At 61.6% G+C, this 20,004-nt stretch carries 17 protein-coding genes; 11 read left to right on the forward strand and 6 right to left on the reverse strand.

Annotated features, from left to right (window positions below):
- Positions 1-34: 34 nt before the first annotated feature.
- Entirely contained in the window at positions 35-1,783 is a 1,749-nt protein-coding gene (locus JGZ97_RS02875; RefSeq protein WP_207061100.1) for an Ig-like domain-containing protein, read from the forward strand.
- Positions 1,784-1,915: 132 nt separating this feature from the next.
- Here JGZ97_RS02875 and rne read toward each other — a convergent pair whose 3' ends face one another.
- Positions 1,916-4,864 carry a ribonuclease E gene (gene rne, locus JGZ97_RS02880; protein WP_207061101.1) on the reverse strand — a complete coding sequence of 983 codons (2,949 nt, stop codon included), beginning with the start codon at positions 4,862-4,864 and terminating at the stop codon, positions 1,916-1,918.
- 562 nt (positions 4,865-5,426) lie between these two features.
- Between rne and rluC the strand changes: the two genes are divergently transcribed.
- The 4 genes from rluC (at position 5,427) to thrH (ending at position 9,340) form a co-directional block, all read left to right on the forward strand.
- Positions 5,427-6,386, forward strand: coding sequence for a 23S rRNA pseudouridine(955/2504/2580) synthase RluC (gene rluC, locus JGZ97_RS02885; RefSeq protein WP_207061236.1), 960 nt, complete (start codon positions 5,427-5,429; stop codon positions 6,384-6,386).
- Positions 6,387-6,473: 87 nt separating this feature from the next.
- Positions 6,474-7,580: a DNA-binding protein gene (locus JGZ97_RS02890; protein WP_207061102.1), complete on the forward strand. Its 1,107-nt coding sequence runs from the start codon at positions 6,474-6,476 to the stop codon at positions 7,578-7,580.
- Positions 7,581-7,670: 90 nt separating this feature from the next.
- A complete protein-coding gene (cysB, locus tag JGZ97_RS02895; RefSeq protein ID WP_207061103.1) occupies positions 7,671-8,645 on the forward strand; it encodes an HTH-type transcriptional regulator CysB in 975 nt (324 codons plus the stop codon).
- 74 nt (positions 8,646-8,719) lie between these two features.
- Positions 8,720-9,340 carry a bifunctional phosphoserine phosphatase/homoserine phosphotransferase ThrH gene (thrH, locus tag JGZ97_RS02900; RefSeq protein ID WP_207061104.1) on the forward strand — a complete coding sequence of 207 codons (621 nt, stop codon included), beginning with the start codon at positions 8,720-8,722 and terminating at the stop codon, positions 9,338-9,340.
- 74 nt (positions 9,341-9,414) lie between these two features.
- Here the strand turns inward: thrH and mnmA are convergent, their stop codons facing one another.
- Together mnmA and JGZ97_RS02910 are read right to left on the reverse strand one after the other, a co-directional pair.
- The gene (gene mnmA / locus JGZ97_RS02905) at positions 9,415-10,524 is read right to left on the reverse strand and encodes a tRNA 2-thiouridine(34) synthase MnmA (protein WP_207061105.1); all 1,110 of its coding nucleotides are present in this window, start codon (positions 10,522-10,524) and stop codon (positions 9,415-9,417) included.
- 40 nt (positions 10,525-10,564) lie between these two features.
- Positions 10,565-11,029, reverse strand: a complete 465-nt coding sequence (locus JGZ97_RS02910) for an NUDIX hydrolase (protein ID WP_207061106.1) — start codon at positions 11,027-11,029, stop codon at positions 10,565-10,567.
- 99 nt (positions 11,030-11,128) lie between these two features.
- Between JGZ97_RS02910 and moaE the strand changes: the two genes are divergently transcribed.
- The gene (gene moaE, locus JGZ97_RS02915; RefSeq protein ID WP_370583983.1) at positions 11,129-11,587 is read left to right on the forward strand and encodes a molybdopterin synthase catalytic subunit MoaE; all 459 of its coding nucleotides are present in this window, start codon (positions 11,129-11,131) and stop codon (positions 11,585-11,587) included.
- 28 nt (positions 11,588-11,615) lie between these two features.
- Here the strand turns inward: moaE and JGZ97_RS02920 are convergent, their stop codons facing one another.
- Positions 11,616-12,059: a hypothetical protein gene (locus JGZ97_RS02920; RefSeq protein WP_207061107.1), complete on the reverse strand. Its 444-nt coding sequence runs from the start codon at positions 12,057-12,059 to the stop codon at positions 11,616-11,618.
- A 149-nt stretch (positions 12,060-12,208) separates the two neighbouring features.
- Between JGZ97_RS02920 and rapA the strand changes: the two genes are divergently transcribed.
- The 4 genes from rapA (at position 12,209) to JGZ97_RS02940 (ending at position 16,413) form a co-directional block, all read left to right on the forward strand.
- Positions 12,209-15,046, forward strand: a complete 2,838-nt coding sequence (gene rapA / locus JGZ97_RS02925; protein ID WP_207061108.1) for an RNA polymerase-associated protein RapA — start codon at positions 12,209-12,211, stop codon at positions 15,044-15,046.
- Positions 15,047-15,129: 83 nt separating this feature from the next.
- Positions 15,130-15,507 (forward strand): group 1 truncated hemoglobin, encoded by a 378-nt coding sequence (locus JGZ97_RS02930; RefSeq protein ID WP_207061109.1) that lies wholly within the window; start codon positions 15,130-15,132, stop codon positions 15,505-15,507.
- A complete protein-coding gene (locus JGZ97_RS02935) occupies positions 15,494-15,883 on the forward strand; it encodes a cupin domain-containing protein (RefSeq protein WP_242521493.1) in 390 nt (129 codons plus the stop codon). The genes JGZ97_RS02930 and JGZ97_RS02935 overlap by 14 nt, the downstream gene beginning before the upstream one ends.
- Complete coding sequence (locus JGZ97_RS02940) at positions 15,883-16,413, forward strand: mechanosensitive ion channel domain-containing protein (RefSeq protein ID WP_242521494.1); 531 nt, start codon at positions 15,883-15,885, stop codon at positions 16,411-16,413. The genes JGZ97_RS02935 and JGZ97_RS02940 overlap by 1 nt, the downstream gene beginning before the upstream one ends.
- Before the next feature lie 24 nt (positions 16,414-16,437).
- Here JGZ97_RS02940 and JGZ97_RS02945 read toward each other — a convergent pair whose 3' ends face one another.
- Complete coding sequence (locus tag JGZ97_RS02945) at positions 16,438-17,139, reverse strand: response regulator (protein ID WP_207061111.1); 702 nt, start codon at positions 17,137-17,139, stop codon at positions 16,438-16,440.
- Between the two features lie 7 nt (positions 17,140-17,146).
- Positions 17,147-18,769 carry a sensor histidine kinase gene (locus JGZ97_RS02950; RefSeq protein ID WP_207061112.1) on the reverse strand — a complete coding sequence of 541 codons (1,623 nt, stop codon included), beginning with the start codon at positions 18,767-18,769 and terminating at the stop codon, positions 17,147-17,149.
- Positions 18,770-18,957: 188 nt separating this feature from the next.
- Here JGZ97_RS02950 and JGZ97_RS02955 point away from each other — a divergent pair, with 188 nt between their 5' ends.
- On the forward strand, positions 18,958-19,947 hold the full coding sequence (locus JGZ97_RS02955) for a tripartite tricarboxylate transporter substrate binding protein (RefSeq protein ID WP_207061113.1): 990 nt from the start codon (positions 18,958-18,960) through the stop codon (positions 19,945-19,947).
- Positions 19,948-20,004: the final 57 nt, after the last annotated feature.

Consider the following 20,004-nt stretch of genomic DNA (forward strand, 5'->3'; position numbering starts at 1 on the left):
GCCTGTTTATGAACACATCCCCTTGGGGAGTATGTTGGCCCAGCGGTTTCCCGGTGCCGGCATCAGTTCAGCCCTGGCGCTCAACGAAACCGGCGATGCGGTAGGCTATGTGCTGATCGACGGTCAGTTTGAAGCCTTCATTTATACGCAGGAAAACGGTGTTCGCTTGCTTCCTGATTTAAGTGCGTTGTGGCCCCATCATGTGGCGGTGGACATCACCGAGCGCAGCAATGGGCAGGTGATTATCGCGGGAGACGCCTTAGGTCCCGAATCTACCGACCAGCTCCGCGATCTCGGCAACCCTCTGATCTGGGTCTACGATACGGCCTCAGGTACGGTGACCGAGACGGTGGACGTTGGGCTGCTGCCCGGGGGGGACGCCGGCCGGATCTATGCGCTCAACGATGCAGGGGTCGCGGTGGGGTATACCCGGGTACTGGGGGCAGCGCCTCAGCCGATGGTGTATGACTTCGCCAACCGCTCGCTGAACCCCTTGGCGCTCTCCTTTATCCCTGTAGATATCAACAACAACAACGTGGTGGCGGGAAGCGTCAGGGGCGATAACAATCAAGCCCTCAGGGCGACCATTCAGCCGAACGGCGCTGTGTTGGTCGTAGAGGGGCTGGGTAATCCGGTTGATTCCCAAGTGTTTGACGTCAGCGCCATCAACAGCGTCCAAACCGTCGGCTCAACCTTGGTCTTTCCCTTCACCGACGGCGCCGGTCGCGTCATCAAAGGCGCAGGCCAGGCGCAGTTGGCCAATGAGTGGCTGACCCACTGGAGTAGCAGTGCCTTTGATGTTGCTTGGGATCTGAATACCTCGGGGGACCTGGTGGGGGATCTCGGTATATTCAATGCGGTGAGAGGGGCGATCTATATTAAGAGCCTCAACCAAACGCACTTGCTGGAGGACCTGATCGATCCGCCCGGACCGGTGGTCAACTCAGGACGAGCTATCAACGACGCCGGCTGGGTGGCCGGCGGCATGGCCACCGCAAGCTTGTTGCGGCCCAAAGGTGATATGCCGCTGCCCCCCGCACCCACTGATCTAGTGGCCCAGCCTCACGGGGCGACCGGGCAGGAGCCCTGGGGCGGTATTACCGTGTCCTGGGTGGATAACAGTACCCTGACCCAGGGCTATACCTTGGAACGGCGCTTAAGCGGCGCCGACCTCTGGAACGTTATCATCGCCGACTGGACCAGTCTGAGCTACTCGGACCTGAACGTCACTGCGGGTAGTACTTACGATTATCGGGTAAAGGCAAAGGGAGAGGCCGGTTTCTCCGCCTACTCGAACATCGCTTCTGCCACCGTCCCGGGTGGCGACAACGTGGATACGCAGGCGCCTGCGGTGGCATTTGTGGAGCCCGCGGCGGGAGCGCAGGTGCTACCCGGCCGCGTATCGGTTATCGCGGAGGCCGCGGACAACGTCGGCGTTACCGGAATGGAGATCTTCTACTCCGGTCCCGGTGTTAATAGGACCCGGCTATGTTCAGTCCAGGATGCCGCTCAGCTGAACTGCACCTGGAACACCCGCAAGCTGAATCTTGGCGTGTATACCCTCGAGGCCCGTGCGGCCGATGCGAGCAACAATGTGGGTGTGCAGCAGATTGCCGTCGAGTTGGTTGCCAAAGGTGGTGACGGCGGTGGCGGCGGTGGCGGAGGTGGCGGCACGGGTGGTGACGGTGGTGCCAGCGGAGAGAAAGGCAAGAGGAAGTGTAGCGACGGGATCGACAACGACGGTGATGGATTGATAGATGGCGCAGATCCGGAGTGTCAGTAGCCACCCCTTGCAAGCAGTGAAAGCCACTGTGCCCTAGCGGCAACGCTTGATAAAAAAATCCCCCGAGGCGCGAGCCGCGGGGGATTTTTTGTTGCCTAAGCGAACCTGAGTTGGCGCGCTTCAGCGCCGGTTTTAACCCGCCGCGGGGTGGTTACGCTCTTCTTCTGTGGCAGAGGCATCCTCAGTAGCCGGCGCTATATCCTCGCTTTTGATCGCGGGTTTCGGTTCCGACGGTGCGGGTGCTTCGGTGGGCTTGTCGCCGGAGACCTCCTCGGCCGGCGAAGGCTCGCCGCTTGCTGCGGGCGGATTGGCTACGGAGTCTTCCGTGGCAGCGGCCTCCGCTTTGCGTCGAGCCTCCTCTTCGGCGCGCTTGCGACGACGTACCTCACGCGGGTCGTTGGGCGCGCGGCGACTGCGCCGCCGGGGCTTCTCTTCCGTTGCTTCGGCCGGCTCCGCAACAGGCTCGGGCGTGTGTTCCGTCGCGGCAGCGGTCTTGTCCGCCTCGGCCTCTGCGCTAGGTTCGGCGCGGGTGCCCTTAGGTTCCACTGCTTTGGTATCGGTTTCGCTCCCAGCTGTTTTTTCGGATTTCTGGTCCTGAGGCGCGGCCTTGGCTACAGGAGCCTCTGCTTCTGGCTGCTCTTTCTTGGGCTCTACCGCGCCCTTATCGACTGCTTCCGGCTCGACTGCTTCCGGCGCTGCTTTAGGCGTTTGCTCGCTTTGCGCACGATCGACCTCGACAGCCTTCGCAGCGTTGTTCGCTTGCGGGCTGGCAGATTCGGCCGCTGCCTGTACCTGCTCCAACTGGGGCTGTTCGTTAGACGCTGCCGGCGCATCCTGCTTGGCTGCATCTTCCGCAGCAATCTGCGCCTTTACTGCCTCCCGGCTTCCGCGCTCGCCGCTACGGCGACCGGCGCGGTCGCGACGGCGTTTGGCGCCCCGTGAGCGGCGGCTTGGCTTGTCTTCGGCAGCATTAGTTGTGTCGACGTCGTTGGTCGGCAGATTATCAGCAATTTCCTTGGCTTCGACCGGCTTGCGGCTGCCTTTTTGGGAGCTGCGTTCGCTTTGAGTGCTTTCGGGGCGATCGCCTCTCTGGTCTCGGTTGCTGTCACCGCTGCGGCTGCGGCGATTGCGACGGCTGCTCTTCTCCGTGTCGTCCTGGGGCTTCCCTGAGCGCTCGCTGCGTTCACCGGGGGCCTTGCGGCCGCTTTCTTGGCGCCGGCTGCCGTCCCGGCCACTGTTGCGCCGATCCCCTTCGCCCCTGCGGCGACGGTTGCGTCCGCGTCCGTCGTCGTCCCGCTGCTCGCTTTCGCGTTTTGCGGCCGGGGCGGGTTTGGTGTCGCGGGTCTCCTTGCGGGGTTGCGGCTGCTCCTCGTCACTACTGAAAAAGCTGGTGATGGCAGAGAGCAGGCGCTTGGTCAGCGCGGGCTCCTGGGGCTTGGCGCGCTCGGGTTGAGGGGCCGGGCGTTGGGCGGGGGAGGGGGCCGGCGTGCTGGGTGTCACCCCCTTGACGGCTGCTTCAGGGCGCTGGATGGGCGCCGGGGCGCTGAACTCCTCGGAGTCATCCTGAACATCGGGGGTCATTTCGTAGCTGGCGTCATTTCCGTTGGCCACGACGTTGTCGTCCCGCAGGCGGATCACCTCGTAGTGAGGGGTCTCCATGTTCGGGTTGGGGACCACGATGATTTCAACCTGGTGGCGCTGCTCGATTTCGCTGATGTTGGTGCGTTTCTCATTCAGCAGGAAGGTGGCCACGTTAACCGGCACGATGGTGCGGATCTGGGCGGTACGCTCCTTGGCGCTCTCTTCTTCCAGCAGGCGCATGATGGAGAGGGCCAGTGAGCCGACGTCGCGGATGGTGCCCTGGCCGTTACAGCGAGGACAGACGATTCCGCTGGTCTCCCCGAGGGAGGGGCGCAGCCGCTGGCGGGACATCTCCAGCAAGCCGAAGCGAGAGATACGGCCCAGCTGGACCCGGGCGCGATCCACCTTGAGGGCGTCGCGCATGCGGTTTTCAACTTCCCGCTGGTTGCGCACCGGCGTCATGTCGATGAAGTCGATGACAATCAGGCCGCCAATGTCGCGCAGGCGCAGCTGTCTTGCGATCTCCTCAGCGGCCTCCAGGTTGGTCTGGCGGGCAGTCTCCTCGATGTCGCCGCCCTTGGTGGCGCGCGCCGAGTTGATGTCGATGGAGACCAGCGCCTCGGTGGGATCGATGACGATGGAACCACCGGAGGGTAGCCGCACTTCCCGCTGGAAAGCGCTCTCGATTTGGGATTCGATCTGGAAGCGGTTGAAGAGCGGCGTGCTGTCCTCGTAGAGCTTGATCTTGTTCTGGTAGCCGGGCATGACGTGCTGAATGAAACTCAGCGCTTCTTGATGAACCTCGGGGTTGTCGATCAGAACCTCGCCGATATCCTGGCGCAGGTAATCGCGGATGGCGCGGATGATGACGTTGCTTTCCTGGTAGATCAGGAAAGGAGCGGGCTTGTTGGCGGCGTCCTTAATTGAGGTCCACAGCTGCTCCAGGTAATCCAGGTCCCACTGCAGCTCCTCGCTGGAGCGGCCGATGCCGGCGGTGCGTACTATCACGCCCATGCCGTCGGGTACCTTGACCTCGTTGAGCGCCTCGCGCAGCTGGTTGCGCTCTTCACCCTCGATACGGCGGGAAATCCCACCGGCGCGCGGGTTGTTGGGCATCAGTACCAAGTAACGCCCGGCCAAGCTGATAAAGGTTGTCAGGGCCGCGCCCTTGTTGCCGCGTTCCTCTTTGTCGACTTGGACGATGACCTCTTGGCCTTCGCGGATAACATCCTTGATGTTCACCCGGCCCTTGGTGTCGGTCTTGCTGAAATACTCCCGGGAGATTTCTTTGAGAGGCAGGAAGCCGTGCCGCTCGGCCCCGAAGTCAACGAAGGCGGCTTCGAGGCTGGGCTCAACCCGGGTGATTTTGCCAAGGTAAATATTGGCCTTTTTCTGTTCCCGGGCGCCGGATTCGATATCCAGGTCGTAGAGCCGCTGGCCATCGACCAGGGCTACGCGCAACTCTTCCTGTTGAGTTGCATTGATAAGCATTCTTTTCATAGGTGGTTATTCAGCTCAACTGTGAATAAACGCACCTCACTTCAGTCAACAGGTACCGAATTTACGAATCGATATGTTTATGCGTGCAGTCAGTTTTTCCCAGATTTCAATAGTCTAAGCATGGGGCGGCCAAGGCCGCGCGCTGTCTGGCGTTAAATAACCTCTCAGTGAAGGAATCAGCAACCGTCTCGGATAAGTCTCTCGTTTCAGACTAATATTCGCGGTGGGTCCGGCAGTTGGCCGGAGCGCCTACCATCCTCGGGTCGCCGTGCGTCTTCACCTGAACACAAGGCATAAATCAATTCACAATCGCGTTGCTGTAGGAGGCGCGACTTGCTTTAAGGTAACAGCCCGGAGGGCTATTACCGATGAACATGTCTGTCAGTGGGTAACCGGTATTTCCCCTGCGTGGCTCGGCAGGTTTGCGTTACAATGCTACCCGTTATCGCCGGGCTGGCTATCTCGGCCGAATTTTCAGGCCGGACCAAACCTATCAGGCGACGTCGCAATATAGCAGTTATTGCCCCCTCCAGCAAACTCAACGGAACCATATCCCATTAATATGACAGCAAAATCGGAAGCGCCCTCGGCTAAGGTCCAGTGGGTCGAAGTTACCGAGGATCAAGCGGGTCAGCGAATCGATAATTTTTTGATTACCCGTCTTAAAGGAGCCCCCAAAACACTGGTTTATCGTATCCTGCGCAAAGGCGAGGTGCGGGTAAACAAAGGCCGGGTAAAAGCTCCGTACCGGCTTGCGGTGGGCGATATGATCCGGATCCCGCCGGTGCGAACTAGCGAGTCGCCGGTCGTCGCCAAACCGAGCCTTGGCTTGAGTGAGGCCCTGGAGCGAGCCGTTTTGTTTGAGAACGATCAGTTGCTGGTCATCAATAAGCCCTCGGGGCTGGCGGTGCACGGTGGCAGTGGCGTCAACCTGGGGCTGATTGAGGCCTTGCGGCAGATGCGACCCCAGGCCAAGTTTTTGGAGCTTGTACATCGCCTAGACCGGGACACCTCCGGGTGCGTGATGGTAGCTAAGAAGCGCAGTGCGCTTAAGGCGTTGCATGAGGATCTGCGCCGCAACCGGGTGGATAAGATCTATCACGCCTTGGTGGCGGGGCGCTGGCCTAAGCGCAAGACCAAGGTCGAGGCTCCTTTGAAGAAAAACGAGCTCAAATCGGGGGAGCGAATCGTGCGGGTGCAGGCCGACGGCAAGGAATCCCGGACCGACTTTCGGGTGCTCGCACATTATGGCGAAACCTCCCTGGTGGAGGCAAAGCCCATTACCGGGCGAACCCATCAGATACGGGTGCATACGCAGTATGCCGGTCATCCAATCATTGGGGATGAAAAGTACGGCGATGAAGTCTTGAATCGCACGCTAAAATCCACCGGTGTGAGGCGCTTGTTTCTGCATGCGGCTGAGTTGCGTATCCGTCTTCCGGGCAGCGGCGAACGGCTCTGCGTGCGCGCATCTCTGGAAGAGGGGCTCGAGCGGGTATTAGAGGAATTGGCACGGGCTTAAGGTGCGGTTGTCGTTTTTGAGGTTTTTTGCGCTCTGTCATTCAGGGTGGCGAGAAAGGGAATTTGAGGCAAAGGGAGTTTGAGGCAAATGGGCACCCAGTTGACCCCCGAGTTGGTTCACGAGCTGGCTGACAGCCTGTTAAGGCAAGGTGTACAGCCGACCCCTGAGAACATGGTTCAACGATTTAATCTGGAACCCGCGGATACACTTCTCGAGCAAACACTGAATGCTTGGTGGCAGAGCCTTCGGGGACGAATGGTGCTCTCGCCTGCGGGGGCGGGGAGTCCGCCTGATGCGTTGAGCCGGGCCATGCAGATCCTTTGGCAGGACGCTGTGCGTGAGGCGTCGAGCCAGCTAAAGTCCGAGCGTGTTCACCTGGAAACTGCGCTCAGCGTTTTGAGCCAGGCGTCAGAGTCGGTGCCTGGGCCGAGTCAGCTGGATTATGAGACTCTTCAGGATGGGTACAAGCGCCAGCAGGTGATCAACGATGAAAATATAAGTCAGATCAAGGTGCTGGAGGCGGAAATATCGACCCTGAAAAATGTGCTTGCCAGTGAAGTCAGTCAGCGGAAACAGGCGGAAGAGAAGTTGCTCGATGCCCGCAACGACCTTAAGCGTGAGCTCAAACTGCAGGATGATGCGCGCCGTACGTTTGATAACCGGTTAAGGGATGAGCAGTACCGTGGCCAGGAGCTGGTCGCCAAGGCTGAGGCGGAAACTGCGCAGTACCGGCAGCACCTGGATAAGCTGCGCGATGAAACCGGCAAGAAGGAGGCTGCGCTTACCAAAAATCTGCATGACCTGCGTAGCGAGCTGGCTAAAAAAGAGGTGAAAATCGAGACGCTAAAGGGCCAGATCAAAGGATTGGAGGTGGAACTTAAGGTTATGCGTTCTGACACTGGCAGCCAGTCCCGGCAGATTACCCAGCTCAATACCAAGCTGCTGAGCGCCACCAACCAGGCCAAGAGGTTGGAGGAGAGGGTCAAGGAGCTGGAGGGTCAGTTGCGTCAGGAGCATCAGCGCCTGTCCCAGTGTAACGCCGATGCGTTGCGTAAGGAGTCTGAGTTGCGCAATGCGCTCAAGGAGCGGGAAGACGAGGCGGTTCGGGCCCTGGCCAAAGTGTCGGGATTGCAGAAAAAAAATGCCTCTCAGGAAGAGCAGATCCGTCGCCTTACCGCACAGCTGAGGGGGTAGGGCGCAGGGGCAATTTGCGCCACTGGGATTATCGTTTATTCTAAAAACGTATAGTTCTCCCCACTTTTATTCTTAACCTGAGCGGCGCCCATGAAGCTTCAGCAACTGCGTTATATCTGCGAAGTCGCTAAACACGACCTGAATGTTTCTGCCACGGCGCAGAGTCTGTTTACCTCTCAGCCCGGAATCAGCAAGCAAATTCGGTTATTGGAGGATGAGCTGGGTGTCGAGGTCTTCGCCCGTAGCGGTAAGCACCTGACCCGGGTCACCCAGGCAGGGGAATCCATTCTCGGCATCGCTGAGGACATCCTGCGCAAGGTGGAAACCATCAAGCAGGTCGCCCAGGAATTCAGCGATGAAAAGAAGGGGAGCCTGGCGGTGGCTACCACCCACACCCAGGCGCGCTACGCGCTGCCGCGGGTGATAGCCGGCTTTATCCGGGACTACCCGGAGGTGTCCCTGCACATGCACCAGGGTACGCCGGTGCAGATCTCGGAAATGGCGGCCGACGGAACCGTCGATTTCGCCATTGCCACCGAGGCGCTGGCGCACTTCAGCAACCTGACGATGATGCCCTGCTATCGCTGGAATCGTGCCATCGTGGTGCCCCGTGACCATCCGCTTACCCAGTCCAGCAAGTTAAAGCTGGCCGATGTGGCCCGCTTTCCGATCGTCACCTACGTGTTCGGCTTTACCGGGCGCTCCAAGCTGGACGAGGCGTTTTCCCACCAGGGGCTTGAGGCCAAGGTGGTGTTTACCGCGGTGGATTCTGACGTGATTAAAACCTACGTGCGTCTGGGGTTGGGGGTCGGGATTATCGCCAGTATGGCTTACGAGCCTGAGGCCGACAGCGATCTTGTCTGTCTTGACGCCTCCCACCTGTTCGAGCCCAGCACCACCAAGATTGGCTTTCGCCGCGGGACCTTCTTACGCGGCTACATGTACGACTTCATACAGGGGTTTGCGCCTCACTTGACGCCGGAGCTGGTGGATCAGGCCGTGGCCTGCTCCACCCGGGCCGAACTGGACGCGCTCTTCGCTGATATGGAGCTGCCGGTGCTCTGAGCCCGATTGCGCGCTCTGTTAAAGCAGGGTAGAGTCCGCTGCTGTTAACCGCAACAACAGTGAGGAGTATGCCTGTGGAAGTCGCCTGCCTTGACCTGGAGGGGGTGCTGGTCCCCGAGATTTGGATCGCTTTTGCCGAGGAAACCGGCATCGAAGAGTTGAAGGCAACGACCCGTGATATTCCCGATTATGACGAGTTGATGCAGCAGCGGTTGCGCATCCTTGATGAGCACGGCCTGACCCTGCCGGAAATTCAGCGCACCATCGCCAAACTCAGCCCGCTGGACGGGGCGCGGGACTTTATCGACTGGCTGCGCGAGCGCTTTCAGGTGGTGATTCTCTCAGACACCTTTTACGAGTTCTCGCAGCCTTTGATGCGCCAGCTGGGCTTTCCCACGCTGTTCTGTCACAAGCTCGAGGTGGAGGCCGAAAGCGGCCGCATCACCGGATATCAGCTGCGGCAGAAAAACCCCAAGCGCCAGTCGGTGCTGGCGTTTCAGTCGCTTTACTACCGGGTTATCGCCGCCGGCGACTCCTACAACGACACCACTATGCTGGCCGAAGCCGATGCGGGGATTCTGTTCCACGCCCCCGAAAACGTGATCCGGGAGTTTCCCCAGTTCCCTGCCGTGCACGATTTCGACGCGCTCAAGCGCGAATTTATCCGCGCCAGCGACCGCAACCTCAGTCTTTGAGCTAAGTTGACCGCCTGCGGGGCGCAGAAGAGGCCCTGCAGGCAGTTTTCGCGCAGATTGCGGGGGCACCGAAGTTACTGATCGGCGTCCAGACCCACGGTGGTTTCGATGACACCGCCCCCCAGGCAGCGCTCGCCGTCGTAGAACACCACCGATTGGCCGGGCGTGACGGCCCGCTGTGGCTCGTCGAACAGCACCCGGTAACCCTCGGCGCAGGCTTCCACGCGGCAGGGTTGGTCGGGCTGGCGGTAACGTGTCTTCGCCGTGCAGCGAAACGGCAGGGCGGGGCCTTCACCGTCGACCCAGTCCACTTGGCCGGCGGTCAGACTGCGACTGAAAAGCAGGGGGTGGTGTTTGCCCTGCACCGCGATCAGAATATTTCGTTCCAAGTCTTTACCGGCCACGTACCAGGGTTCGTCGGGAAAGTCGGCCAGGCCGCCGATGCCCAGCCCCTGGCGCTGACCGATGGTGTGGTACATCAGCCCCTGGTGCTGACCGATATCCACCCCCTCCGGGGTCTCGATCCGCCCCGGTTGGGCCGGCAGGTACTGCTGCAAGAAGTCGCGGAAACGGCGCTCGCCGATAAAACAGATACCGGTGCTGTCCTTCTTGTCGTGGGTGACGAGGTCGTGGGTCTCGGCCAGGCGCCGAACTTCCGGCTTTTCCAGCTCCCCGACCGGGAACAGGGTCTGGCGGATTTCGGCTTCCCCCACGGCGTGGAGGAAGTAACTCTGGTCCTTGTTGGCGTCCCGGCCGCGAAGCAGGAAGCTGCGCTCGGCTTGATCCTGGCGCCGCACGTAGTGGCCGGTGGCGATGTAATCGGCGCCGAGCAGGCGGGCGTAGTCGAGAAACGCCTTGAACTTGATCTCCTTGTTGCAGAGGATGTCTGGATTGGGGGTGCGCCCGGCCTTGTATTCACTGAGGAAGTGCTCAAACACGTTGTCCCAGTACTCGGCGGCAAAGTTGGCGGTGTGCAGGTGAATACCCAGCTTGTCGCAGACGGCCTGGGCGTCTGCCAGATCCTCCTTGGCGGTGCAGTACTCGGTGCCGTCGTCTTCGTCCCAGTTCTTCATGAACAGCCCTTCGACGTGGTAGCCCTGCTGTTGAAGCAGGAGGGCGGACACGGAAGAGTCGACGCCGCCGGACATGCCGACGATTACCTTGAGGGCGCTGTTATCTGTCATGGGGTACTCGGAGGTGGTGAAAAAAGGTCCGATTTTACCGTTACCGGACGGGTGATGCACCCCTGATCGGGTCGCGAAATAGGCTCAGCGGGTAGTGCCGGCCCGCCAGAAAATCCTCAATGCTCTGCAGCACCAGTGGGCTTCTCAGTCGCGGTTCGGCCTGGCGAATGGCATCGGGGGTGAGCCAGAGCGCCCTTTTCACCGGGGGATCTAGTGCTCTTTGTGGGTGGTGCCGAAGCGGCTGGGCGACAAAGCAGGTGCGCAGGTAGGTAACACCATTCGGGGCGCGGTAGGTGTAAATTCCCAGCACCGAGGTGGGTTCCACTTCCCAGCCCGTCTCCTCCAGTGTTTCCCGGCGCGCTGCGGTTATCAGGCTCTCATCGGGCTCCAGGTGCCCGGCGGGCTGGTTGAGTAGCAGCTGTCCCTTGATTTGCTCCTCGACCAGCAGGAACTCGCCGTCGCGCTCAATAACGCAGGCGACGGTGGCGTGGGGTGTCCAGCGCATGGTGGCTTCCGATGGCAGGTGAGTGATTCGGTCGGGGCTTGGGGATTCCGTTCTCCCCCTTGGTATACTGCTCCACGAAGCCTAACACGGAGAAGCGCGGTGAGCCTTATCAGTATTCGGGTGCAACCCGAAGATTTCGATCTCAATCAGCACTATCAGGCCCTGCGCGGAAAGGGTAACGGGGTGGGGGCCATCGTGACGTTTACCGGGCTGGTGCGCGACCTGCCGAACGGCGCGCTGGCGGCGATGGAACTTGAGCACTACCCGGGTATGACCGAAAAGTGCCTGCGGAACATCGCCGAGCAGGCGGTTGCCCGATGGGCGCTGCTGGGCGTCCACATTGTTCACCGGGTCGGCGCGCTCTCACCGGGTGACCAGATCGTGCTGGTGGCTACCGCCAGCGCCCACCGTCGGGACGCTTTTGCGGCGGCCGAATTCATCATGGATTACCTGAAAAAAGACGCGCCCTTCTGGAAAAAGGAGCGAACGGCCGCCGGTGAACACTGGGTGGAGCAGAAAGAGAGCGATCGTCGCGCCGCCGGGCGCTGGCAGCGTTGATACCAATACGAGAGCGCTGGAGTGCGGCTTAAGGACCGGCGAGGTCCTTGATCCGTTCATCGAGAATGCGCAGGTTGTCTTCCACCTGCCCCAGCCGCTGGCGCTGCTGCTGAAGTTGATATTGATAGTCCAGGTGCTGGCGTTGCCGCTGGGCCCGTTGTGCGTAATCTGCGCTGGTTGTGGCTTGGCTGGCGCCCGCCGACGGAGCGACCTGGCGTGCTGCCAGCTCGAGGTTGAGCAGCTGCTGCCTCAATTCGCGGCGCAGCTCGAGTAGCCGGCTACGGCGCTGCTGCAGAACCTGTAGCCTGGGATCGCCGGGGGCGCTCTGTGCCCCCGGTGCCGGCGTGTTGGCGCAGGGGGTGTCCTGGAAGGTGGCTACCCCTTGGATGTCGCAACGGTAGACGGTGGTGCCTGACGCGGCCTGGGCTGCCAGAGCGGTCGTGAGGATGAAGCAGCAGATCTGGCGTTTCACATTTCCCTCTTCAGTCCGGTCGTTATTTGTTTGCCCAGATTAGGCTAAAGCGCGGAAGAGTCCACATCCTAACACTGCCCGTGAGCAGAGTGGATTGAACCGGGCGGGAATGAGGGTATGATCCGCTCCTTTTGACCGACGGGGGACCCGTGTCGCAGGACGAACACTTTAGCATTGGGCAGCGTTGGATAAGCCATGGCGAAATCGACCTTGGGCTTGGGCGTGTCTGTGGCCTGGAATCTCGGCAGGTGCGCCTTGAGTTTCCGGCCGCCGGCGAGGTTCGCACCTACGGGCGGGCCGATGCGCCTCTCAGTCGGGTCCGCTACCAGACTGGAGACTGGATCCGCAACGAGCAGGGACTGGGTATGCGGGTTGAGTCAGTCACGCTCAAAGGCGGGTGTTGCTGTTACCGCGGGCAGGATGACGCCGGGAAGGTGCGGGTTTTCGATGAGGCTGACCTGGACAGTTCTGTCAGTTTTAACCGCCCCCAGGATCGGCTGCTCAACGGTCAGATCGACGCCGACAAGGCGTTCCGCCTTCGGCTTGAAACGCTGCAACAGCGCCACCGTCATCAGCGCTCGACCGGCTTTGGCCTTCTCGGGCCTCGCGTCAGCCTGTTGCCTCACCAGCTTTATGTCGCCGCCCAGGTCGCGCAGCGGCACGCTCCCCGCGTACTGCTCGCCGATGAAGTCGGTTTGGGCAAGACCATTGAAGCCGGCTTGATTCTCCATCATCAGCTGCTTAGCGGTCGGGCGCGTCGAGTGCTGGTACTGGTCCCCGACAGCTTGGTGCATCAATGGCTGGTGGAGATGTTGCGGCGCTTCAACCTCGCGTTTACCTTGCTTGATCACGAGCGCTGCCAGGCCCTTGCCGCAGCGGGGGAGGGAAACCCCTTTGAGACCGCCCAGCTGGTGATTTGCGCTCAATCCTTGTTGCTGGATGATCCCGCGCTGGGAGCCGCGGCCCGCGATGGACGCTGGGATCTGTTGGTTGTCGATGAGGCGCACCACCTGGGTTGGGAGTCCGGTTCGGTCAGCCCTGCCTACGTCCTGGTGGAAAGCCTCGCCGCTCAAACACCGGGCGTGCTGCTGCTGACGGCCACCCCGGAGCAGCTAGGCCGGTCGGGGCACTTTGCCCGGCTCCGTCTGCTCGACCCGGATCGATACCCTGATCTTGGGGCGTTTAAACAGGAGCAGGGCGGCTACGTCGCCATTCGCCAGCTGCTGGAGGTTGTTGAACGGCATCCGGGCATCCAGGCTCTGCGAGCCGACGGCGCGCTGATGAAGCGCCTGGAGCAGCGCCTGGGAGAGGAGTCCCTTGAGAGCGCGCTGCGGCAGGCACAGCCGCTGGAGGCGCTCAAGCAGGCGCTGCTGGATCGCTTCGGAACCGGTCGGGTGCTGTATCGGAACACGCGGGCGGCGGTGGGCGGTTTTGCCCCGCGCCACCTGCAGCCGCACCCGCTGGAGGCGCCGCCAGGCTACCGGGAAAGAGACGCCTTGGAACTGCTGATCAAGCCGGAGCGTTGCCTAGGTGACGGGTGGCTGAAAAAAGACCCCCGGGTGGCGTGGCTGGCCGCCTGGCTGCAAATCAATCCTGGGGAAAAAGTGTTGCTGATCTGTGCCGAGTGCACGACGGCGCGTGAGCTCGAAGGTTATCTTCGGCTCCGCCTTGGCGTGCGCAGCGCGGTGTTTCATCAGGCGATGAGCCTGGTCAACCGGGACCGGGCCGCCGCCTACTTTGCGCAGCACGAGGGTGGTGCACAGATCCTGGTCTGCTCGGAGATCGGCAGCGAAGGACGCAATTTTCAGTTTGCTCACCACTTGGTGCTCTTTGATCTGCCGCTGGATCCGGATCTGCTGGAACAGCGCATCGGTCGTCTGGATCGGGTCGGGCAGCGACACCCCATCCAGATCCACGTGCCCTATTACGTGGGCTCCGCTCAGGAGCGACTGTTTCACTGGTTACACCAGGGGCTGGACGCGTTCTTGACCGCCTGCGCCTCGGGGCAGGCCCTGTACGCACGTTTTGGAGAGCGCCTCAAAGCGACCCTGTTGCCATCCGGGCTGGCGCAGTTGGGGCCTTTGATCGAGGAGACAAGTGCCCACCACGCCCAGTTGGAGGCGCGCCTCGCCGAAGGGCGCGACCGGCTGCTGGAACTTAACTCCTGCCAGCCTGCGCCAGCCCGGGCCCTCATCGATGCGATCGCATCGGCTGCTCGCGAGGCAGAGCTGGCCGCTTACGCGGAGCGCTTGTTCGACCATTTTGGCATCGAGCAGGAGGATCAGGGCAACGGTGAGTGGATTCTGCAGCCAGGGGAGCGAATGTTTACCCAGGATTACCCCGGGTTGCCGCGGGAAGGGTGTCGTGCAACCACCGCAAGAGAGCAGGCGCTGCAGCGTGAAGACCTGGCGTTTCTCACCTGGGAGCACCCGATGATCTGGGGTGCCATGGAGGCGCTGCTGAGTGAGGACTACGGCAATGCTGCCCTGTGCACCCTGCATCTGCCGCCCTTGAAGCCCGGCGGGTTGCTGCTGGAGGCGGTTTTTGTGCTGCATTGCGCGGCGCCGAGGGCGCTCCAGATTGAGCGCTACCTGCCGTCGAGCAGCGTGCGGCTGGTGCTTGATGAGACCGGCAATCGCCTTGAGAAACTGCTCAGCGTGGAGCAGCTGAACGCCCGGGTTGAGCGGGTTCCCGGTGAAATGGCCCAGCAGATCGCTACCCAGGCCCGGCCGCGGCTGCAGAGCCTGCTTGAAAAGGCCGAAAGGCAGGCAGTTGACCTTGAACAGGCGCAGAAGAGCGCCGCTCTGGCCCAGGCTCGGGAACTCCAGGGGGGAGAGCTTCTGCGCTTGCAGACCCTGGCTCGCCACAACCCGGCGATCCGTGATGATGAAATCGCGCGTCAGAAGGAGTGGCTTCAAAGCCTTGAAAGCCATCTCGGGGACGCGAGCCTGCGGCTGGATGCGGTCCGGGTCGTCCTGGTGACCTGAACGCCTAAGACTAAGGCCACATAGTCAGGTGGGGAGGGGCGCGCTATACCCTATACGGTGATTTTTTAGGACCGGGTTTTGTTATGACTTCGCTGTATGAGCGGATGGGCGCCGAGGCGGGACTGGAGCGGGCGGTTGAGATTTTCTACCAGGCGGTACTGGCCGACCCCCTGTTGGCCCACTTCTTCGACGGTATCGACATGGAGCGCCAGCGCTATCATCAGCGGCTGTTTCTCCGCTACGCAACCGGTGGTGACGACCGCTACCAGGGGCAGGGGCTTGGCGCGGTCCACCGGCGCCTGGTGGAGGAGATGGGGCTCAATAACGTTCACTTTAACGCGGTCCTCAGCCATCTGGAGTCCACCCTGTTGCAGCACGGGCTGAACGACGAGGATGTGCAGGGGGTGCTGGCGCGCATCGAGGCGCTGCGCCCCGAGGTGCTGGGCTTTGACTACAGCTGATGCTGCGGTTAACAATCTGCCCCTGGAAATCGGAAATCTGTTTGCCGCCATCCCTGCGAACCTCGAGCAGGAGTTGACCGAGACCCTGGACTGTTCGGGACCCTTTCGGCTGGAGCGAATCGTTTCCCGCGGCCACGCCTCGGCGCCTGGCTTCTGGTATGACCAGGCGGAGAGCGAGTGGGTCTTGCTGCTCCAGGGGGAGGCGGCGCTGGCCTTTGCCGACGGCAGGGCTGAGGTGCGGCTGCAGGCGGGAGACTACCTGGAGATACCCGCCGGGCTCCGGCACCGGGTGGCCTGGACCAGCGACACCCCCGAGGCGGTTTGGCTGGCGGTGTTTTATCGCGGTGCTGAAGATCTTTCGCAGGAGGGGAGCTAATGGATCCCTTGATGGCGGTCCAGGCGCTGGCGACCCTCGGCGTCATCATCGCCTACCTGGTTCTTAATCAGCTCTCGCGCTCGCTTCTGGCCACGTCCGCGCGCAACAAGGGGGTGCCCTCCAAGCGCGCCCATTACGTGCAGGCCTGTTTTCGCTTCGGCTGGCTGTTTCTGGCGCTCGTCGCGGGCGCGTTGATCTGGAGCGTGGACTTTCGCGGACTGCTGGTTTTCGCGTCGTCGCTGTTTGCCGTGGTCGGCGTGGCGCTTTTTGCCCAATGGTCGCTGCTGAGCAACATCACCGCCAGTATCGTGATTTTTTTCAGTTTCCCCCACCGCATCGGCGACCCGGTGAAAATTCTCGACGGCGACAATACGGTTGTCGGGGTGATCGACGAGATATCCCTGTTCCAGGTCCAACTGATCAGCCCCGAGGGGGAGCGGATTTCCTACCCCAACAGCCTGATTCTGCAGCGGCCGGTGGTGCGCCTGAAGGAACTGCCGGCCCCTGCGGCAGGGGATGCTGGCCCCTGAGGGGGCGAATTTTTCCTGCTTACGCTATCCGTTATTGCCCTGGTAGCGGCGCTCAGGACGGCCGACACTGCCGTAGCTGACTTCTGCCAGTACTTCCTGCGTACCTACCAGGTATTCCAGGTAGCGCCGTGCCGTGGTGCGGCTGGCGCCTATCCGCTCACCCACGGTCTCGGCATTGAGGGGGCCGGCTTCTGCCTGCATCACCGCTCTGACCTTGTCCAGGGTGAGCCCGTCAATGCCTTTGGGCAGTCGGGCGGGTGAGGGTGGCTCTGGCTCGCCGGTTGCCCCTCGCTGGCGCGGCAGCAGCCGGTCGACATCGGTCTGGGCCAGGGAGTCCAGGGTCCGCAGTTTTTCCCGGTGCTGGGCATAGTGGCTGAGAGCGGTCTGCAGCCGCTCAAAGACCAGGGGTTTGAGAATGTAGTCAAAAACGCCGCCGCGCAGGGCCGCCTTGAGGGTGTCTACCTCGGTGGCGGCGGTGATCAGGATCACGTCGGTGGTGCTGTTGCTGGCCCGCAGGTTGCGCAGCAGGTCCAGCCCGGTGCCGGTGGGGAACTGGATGTCGAGCAGCAGCAGGTCGGGCTCCAGCACTTCCACCAGGTCCTCGGCCTCGGTCAGCCCATGGGCAACTCCCACCAGCTCGAAGCCTTCGATGCGCTGCAAGAAGCGCTGCTGGATCTCGGCAATGCGCGGATCATCTTCAGCAATGACAACCGTTATCTTTTCCATCTTGTTGTTATGTAATGCTTGTGTGTCGGTTTTTCGGTAGGTAAACGGTAAAGCGGCTGCCGCCGGGGGTGACAGGTTCCAAGGTGATTGTACCCCCGAGCTGCTGCAACAGCCGTTGTACCAGGTGCAGCCCCCAGCCGCGGCCGGTGGAGGATTTGCTGCTCACGCCCTTTTCAAAGATCCGCTCCTGCTCGCCCTCGGGAATGCCCGGCCCCTGGTCCTCCACCTCGAAAATCAAATCGTCCCCGAGGTCGGTCATGGACAGGCGCACCTCTCCCCCGGTGCCAGTCTGGGCCAGGGTCGCCTCCAGTGCGTTGTCGAGCAGATTGCCGAGGATACTGACCAGCTGTTCCCGGGGCAGCCGCTCGGGCAGCTCAGTCATGCGGCTCTCCGGATCGATTATCAGGTGCAGGCCCAGTTCCCGGGCGCGGTTGTATTTGCCCAGCAGGCACCCTGCCAGCACCGGGTCAGGCACGGCTTCCACCAGCAGGTGAATCAGGGCTTGCTGGCTCTGGGTTTCCTGGCCGATCAGGGCCAGGGCCTCCTGGTTGGCACCGATTTCGATGAGGCCCGCGATGGTGTGCAGCTTGTTGGAGTACTCGTGGGATTGGCTGCGCAGGCTGTCGGCATATTGCTGAATGCGGGTCAGCTGGCGGCTGACCAGGTCCAGCTCATCCTTGCGGCGAAAACTCGAGACGACACCGATGACGCGTTCGCCCTGGTGTATTGGAACCCGGTTGACGATTAAATTGCGGTCGGCCAGCCACACATCCTGGTCGAACTCGGGGGTTCCGCTGGTCAGCACCTCAAGCATGCGGCTGTCCGGCAGCACCGCTTCAATGGGGCGGCCACTGAGGTGGGTGTCGGGGGCCAGCCCCAGGGTCTCGACCGCAGTGCGGTTGAAGGTGGTGATAAGCCCCTCGGCGTTGATCGCGATAATTCCTTCGCGCACCGACTCCAGCGTGGCGTTGCGCTCCTCGAACAGGCGCCCGATTTGCTCCGGCTCCAGGCCGAAAATGGCCCGCTTGAAATGGTTGGCGAACCAGAGCGCGGTGACTACGCTCAGGATGAAGGCGGCGATGATCACCAGAATGAGGGTCGTACGGTAACGGTCAACGATGGCCTCAACCGTATCGAACAGAAAGCCCACGGAGACGATCCCGAGAATCGCGCCCTGCGCATCCAGAACCGGTGCCTTGCCGCGTACGGTGGCCCCCAGGCTGCCCTCGGCCCATTGCACGTAGGGCTCGCCGCGTAGCAGTACCGGCTCGTTGTAGTCGCCGTCGTCGTCGTGCATGGGCTTGCCGATGCGCTCGGGGGTGGGGTGAGCGAGGCGAATACCGTCACGGTCGCCGATAACCACGAAGCGGGCGGGAATGTTGGTGGCAAGGGCCCTGCTGATTGTCTGCAGGCGGGCGCTGTCGGCGGTCGCGACCCCCTCGATCACCTCGGGGCTGGCGGCGATAGTTTTCGCCACGTGCAGCGCCCGCTGGGCCATCTGCTCTTCCAGGGAGTTATCGAGGTAGTGGAGGGCGAAAAGTCCCAGCAAGCTGGTCTGTAACAGGGCCATCAGGCCCAGGATCAGGACCATGCGGCTCTTGAGTTTAAGTCGTCGCAGGGAAAGGGGCATGGTTCGGGGTTCTATCGATTCGGACCCAGTTTATTCGATCTCGCCTTCAAAGGCTTGTGAACAATATGAACTAAATCGCCACAATGTTTTAAAAGGCGTTTAAATTCACAAGCTTCTATCGAACGGTGGAGGTTGATTAATCTCACCCCTGTCGTAGGACTATAAGAACATAACGATGAGGATTTCCAATGATTAGTTCCCTATTGTCGCGCAAGCGTCCTGCTTTTCTGGCCGCCACCCTGGCGGGCTGTCTGACGGCCGGTGCGTCCCTTAGCGCCCAGGCGGTAGACTCTGTTCACTTTTTGATCCCCGGCGGTGCCGGTGGTGGCTGGGACGGAACGGCCCGTGGCACCGGTGAGGCCCTGTCCAAGTCCGGACTGGTTGACAGCGTTTCTTACGAGAACATGTCCGGCGGCGGTGGCGGCAAGGCAATTGCCCACCTGATTGAAGTGGCAGACCAGGCCGAAGACACCCTGATGGTCAACTCCACGCCCATCGTCATCCGCTCCCTGTCCAAGGTCTTTCCCCAGTCTTTCCGTGACCTGACCCCGGTGGCGGCGACCATTGGCGATTTCGGCGCCTTCGTGGTAGCAGCCGACTCCAAGTACCAGAGCTTTGAGCAGCTGGTCGCCGATTACCTGGACAACCCCCGTTCCGTGGGTGTGGCCGGCGGCTCGGCCCGCGGCAGCATGGATCACCTGGTAGCGGCGATGGCCTTCAAAGCGGCCGGCGGTGACCCGGTCCGGGTTAAGTACCTGGCTTACGACGCCGGCGGTAAGGCGATGGCGGGTCTGCTCTCCGGCGAGGCTCAGGTGCTCTCCACCGGCTTCAGCGAAGCCCTGGCGCTGGCCGAAGCGGGCGAAGTGCGGATTCTCGCCATGACCGGTGACGAGCGTTCGGCTGCCGCTCCCGAGGTTCCCACGCTGAAAGAGCTGGGTTACGACGCCAGCTTCGTGAACTGGCGCGGTTTCTTCGGCGCTCCGGGCCTGGCCGACGCCAAGGTGGCCGAGTACACCGAGATGCTGGAGAAAATGTACGATACTCCCGAGTGGGAAACCGTGCGCAGCCGCTACGGTTGGACTGAGATCTTCAAGCCCGACGCCCAGTTCGTTGCTTTCCTGGAGCAGCAGGAGAAGGAAGTGGGTGAGCTGATGCGCGAGCTCGGCTTCCTCAAGTAAGTTCTTTATCTCCCTCCGGTCCGGTGGTCGTTACGGCCGCCGGGCCTGTTCGTTCTT

Source organism: Motiliproteus sp. SC1-56 (assembly GCF_017309075.1).
Taxonomy (GTDB): domain Bacteria; phylum Pseudomonadota; class Gammaproteobacteria; order Pseudomonadales; family Balneatricaceae; genus Motiliproteus.

Coding starts and splice junctions, on each gene's coding strand:
- rne (WP_207061101.1), bottom strand. CDS start 4,864: ATGAAAAGAATGCTTATCAATGCAACTCAACAGGAAGAGTTGCGCGTA.
- rluC (WP_207061236.1), top strand. CDS start 5,427: ATGACAGCAAAATCGGAAGCGCCCTCGGCTAAGGTCCAGTGGGTCGAA.
- JGZ97_RS02890 (WP_207061102.1), top strand. CDS start 6,474: ATGGGCACCCAGTTGACCCCCGAGTTGGTTCACGAGCTGGCTGACAGC.
- cysB (WP_207061103.1), top strand. CDS start 7,671: ATGAAGCTTCAGCAACTGCGTTATATCTGCGAAGTCGCTAAACACGAC.
- mnmA (WP_207061105.1), bottom strand. CDS start 10,524: ATGACAGATAACAGCGCCCTCAAGGTAATCGTCGGCATGTCCGGCGGC.
- JGZ97_RS02910 (WP_207061106.1), bottom strand. CDS start 11,029: ATGCGCTGGACACCCCACGCCACCGTCGCCTGCGTTATTGAGCGCGAC.
- JGZ97_RS02930 (WP_207061109.1), top strand. CDS start 15,130: ATGACTTCGCTGTATGAGCGGATGGGCGCCGAGGCGGGACTGGAGCGG.
- JGZ97_RS02940 (WP_242521494.1), top strand. CDS start 15,883: ATGGATCCCTTGATGGCGGTCCAGGCGCTGGCGACCCTCGGCGTCATC.
- JGZ97_RS02945 (WP_207061111.1), bottom strand. CDS start 17,139: ATGGAAAAGATAACGGTTGTCATTGCTGAAGATGATCCGCGCATTGCC.
- JGZ97_RS02950 (WP_207061112.1), bottom strand. CDS start 18,769: ATGCCCCTTTCCCTGCGACGACTTAAACTCAAGAGCCGCATGGTCCTG.
- JGZ97_RS02955 (WP_207061113.1), top strand. CDS start 18,958: ATGATTAGTTCCCTATTGTCGCGCAAGCGTCCTGCTTTTCTGGCCGCC.